General features: G+C 68.7%; 3 protein-coding genes and 1 pseudogene. 1 reads left to right on the plus strand and 3 read right to left on the minus strand.

Going from position 1 to position 2,253, the window contains the following annotated elements:
• Nucleotides 1-8: 8 nt before the first annotated feature.
• Nucleotides 9-206, minus strand: coding sequence for an integrase core domain-containing protein (locus FREUN1FDRAFT_RS42770; protein WP_035957632.1), 198 nt, complete (start codon nucleotides 204-206; stop codon nucleotides 9-11).
• A 185-nt stretch (nucleotides 207-391) separates the two neighbouring features.
• Here FREUN1FDRAFT_RS42770 and FREUN1FDRAFT_RS38925 point away from each other — a divergent pair, with 185 nt between their 5' ends.
• Nucleotides 392-1,744 (plus strand): IS30 family transposase, encoded by a 1,353-nt coding sequence (locus tag FREUN1FDRAFT_RS38925; RefSeq protein ID WP_050796212.1) that lies wholly within the window; start codon nucleotides 392-394, stop codon nucleotides 1,742-1,744.
• Here FREUN1FDRAFT_RS38925 and FREUN1FDRAFT_RS48455 read toward each other — a convergent pair.
• Both FREUN1FDRAFT_RS48455 and FREUN1FDRAFT_RS48460 read right to left on the minus strand, forming a co-directional pair.
• Nucleotides 1,641-2,087: an IS3 family transposase gene (locus FREUN1FDRAFT_RS48455; RefSeq protein WP_006545954.1), complete on the minus strand. Its 447-nt coding sequence runs from the start codon at nucleotides 2,085-2,087 to the stop codon at nucleotides 1,641-1,643. The two genes, FREUN1FDRAFT_RS38925 and FREUN1FDRAFT_RS48455, sit on opposite strands and share 104 nt — an antisense overlap.
• Nucleotides 2,073-2,198 (minus strand): annotated as a pseudogene (locus FREUN1FDRAFT_RS48460) (IS3 family transposase); the annotation flags it as partial. The pseudogene FREUN1FDRAFT_RS48460 and the gene FREUN1FDRAFT_RS48455, both read right to left, overlap by 15 nt.
• Nucleotides 2,199-2,253: the final 55 nt, after the last annotated feature.

A 2,253-nucleotide genomic window follows, 5' to 3' on the forward strand; every position in this document is an offset into this window, starting at 1 on the left:
AAGCTGATCTATGCAGCGGACTGCTTTTTCAGGTACTCGTCGTGGACTTGCTGCGGGGTTCTGTAGTCGAGTGCCGAGTGGCGGCGTGTCGCATTGTAACGGAGTTCGATGTATCGGGCAATGTCGCGTCGGGCGTGTTCGCGGGTGGGGTAGACGGTGCGGTGAACGCGTTCGTTCTTGAGGGTCGCGAAGAATGATTCGGCCATCGAGTTGTCGTAGCAAATACCGGTCCGGCCGACGGACTGGCGGATCCCGAGCCTTGTCAAGGTAGCAGCGAACTGGGCAGACGTGTAGTTGGTGAATTCAACCGGTCGTCGCAACACCTCGATCCGGAGGTGTGCGAGTGGGACGGCCGGCGGACTGGACGCGGAAGGTAACGGGGCGGGCGGGGATGCGGTCGCCGGGGCGGCCACCGGTAGCGCGATGGGAGCATGAGCAGCGGTTCTGGGCTGCGATCGCGCATGGGTTGAGCAGCGAGGACGCCGGTGTCGAGGCTGGTGTGTCGCCGGTGGTCGGGACCCGGTGGTTCCGGAACTGTGGCGGGATGCCCCCTTCGGACTTCCCTGAGCCTTCGGGCCGGTATCTGTCGTTCGCGGAGCGGGAGGAGATCGCGCTGGGTCGCGCCCGCGGGGACAGCATCCGCCAGATCGCTCGGGGGCTGGGTCGGCCCGCGTCGACGGTGTCGCGGGAGTTACGGCGTAACGCCGGTACCCGGGGCGGGACGATGGTCTACCGGGCCACGCTCGCGCAGTGGCACCGTGACCGCCGGGCCGCCCGACCCAAGGCCGCGAAACTCGCGACGAACGACCAGCTCCGCGGCTATGTGCAGGAGCGGCTCGCCGGGGCGGTCCGCAGGCGTGACGGCACGGCGGTGCCCGGCCCGTGGACGCCGCCGTTCACCGGCAGGAGCAAGCCGCACCGCCAGGACCGGCGGTGGGTCACGGCATGGAGCCCGGAACAGATCTCGCGACGCCTGGCGGTCGACTTTCCCGACGATCCGGCAATGCGGATCTCCCACGAGGCGATCTACCAGGCGCTCTACATCGAAGGGAGAGGGGCGTTGCGCCGTGAGCTGGTCGCGTGCCTGCGCACCGGCCGGGCTCTGCGGGTGCCGCGCGCGCGGTCCGGGCGGCGCCGGGACGGCATGGTCACCCCCGAGGTGCGGATCAGTGCCCGGCCGGTCGAGGCCGCCGATCGGGTGGTCGCGGGGCACTGGGAAGGAGATTTGATCATCGGGTTGAACCGGTCCGCGATCGGCACACTGGTCGAGCGCACCACCCGGTTCACGGTCCTGCTGCACCTGCCCCGCATGGACGGTTACGGGCGTCAACCCCCGGTGAAGAACGGTCCGGCACTGGCGGGCCGCGGCGCTGACGCTGTCCGGGACGCGATCACACAGGCGCTTGCCGCGCTGCCGGAGCAGCTACGTCGGACCCTGACCTGGGACCGTGGGAAGGAGATGGCCGGGCACGCCGCCCTGACCGCCGGCACGGGGCTGGGAGTCTACTTCGCCGACCCGCGCAGCCCCTGGCAGCGCGGCACGAACGAGAACACCAACGGTCTGCTCCGCCAGTACTTCCCGAAGGGCACCGACCTGTCTCGCTGGACCCGCCACGAACTGGTCACGATCGCCTCGACCCTCAACGACCGGCCCCGCAAGACCCTCGACTGGAAGACCCCCACCGAAGCGATGAACCACCAGCTATTCTCACTTCAAGAAGACGGTGTTGCGACGACCGGTTGAATCCGGTGTTACTTCCGCGGTCCGAATGAAAAATAGCTCCGGCGGTGAGCTGGTGGTTTCGTGCGGCCATGGTGATGGCGGTTTCGATGAGCGCGGTTTTGTAGTTGTCGTCTGTGGCCCAGCCGATTACTGCTTTCGTGTGGCAGTCGATGACGGTGGCGAGGTACAGCCAGCCTTCCCAGGTGGGGATGTAGGTGATGTCGCCGACCATCTTGGTTCCGGGGGCGTCAGCGGTGAAGTCGCGCTGGACAAGGTCGGGGATCGCGGCCGGGGTCTCGTCGGGGTCGGTCAGGGTGTGCCGCCAGGGGCGTGGCTGGCACGGCTCCAAGCCCTGCTCGCGCATGAGGGCTCGGACGAGCTCAGGGCCGCACGGGCGGCCCCAGGCGAGCAGGTCAGCGTGCACGCGACGGTAGCCGTAGGTCCCGTCGGAGGCGGTGAACGACCGGACGGCGAGCGCGGCGAGCTCCCGCGGCGGGTCGCGGTCGCGGAGGCGGGGCGGTCACGCCATT

This window comes from Parafrankia sp. EUN1f (assembly GCF_000177675.1).
Lineage (GTDB): Bacteria > Actinomycetota > Actinomycetes > Frankiales > Frankiaceae > Parafrankia.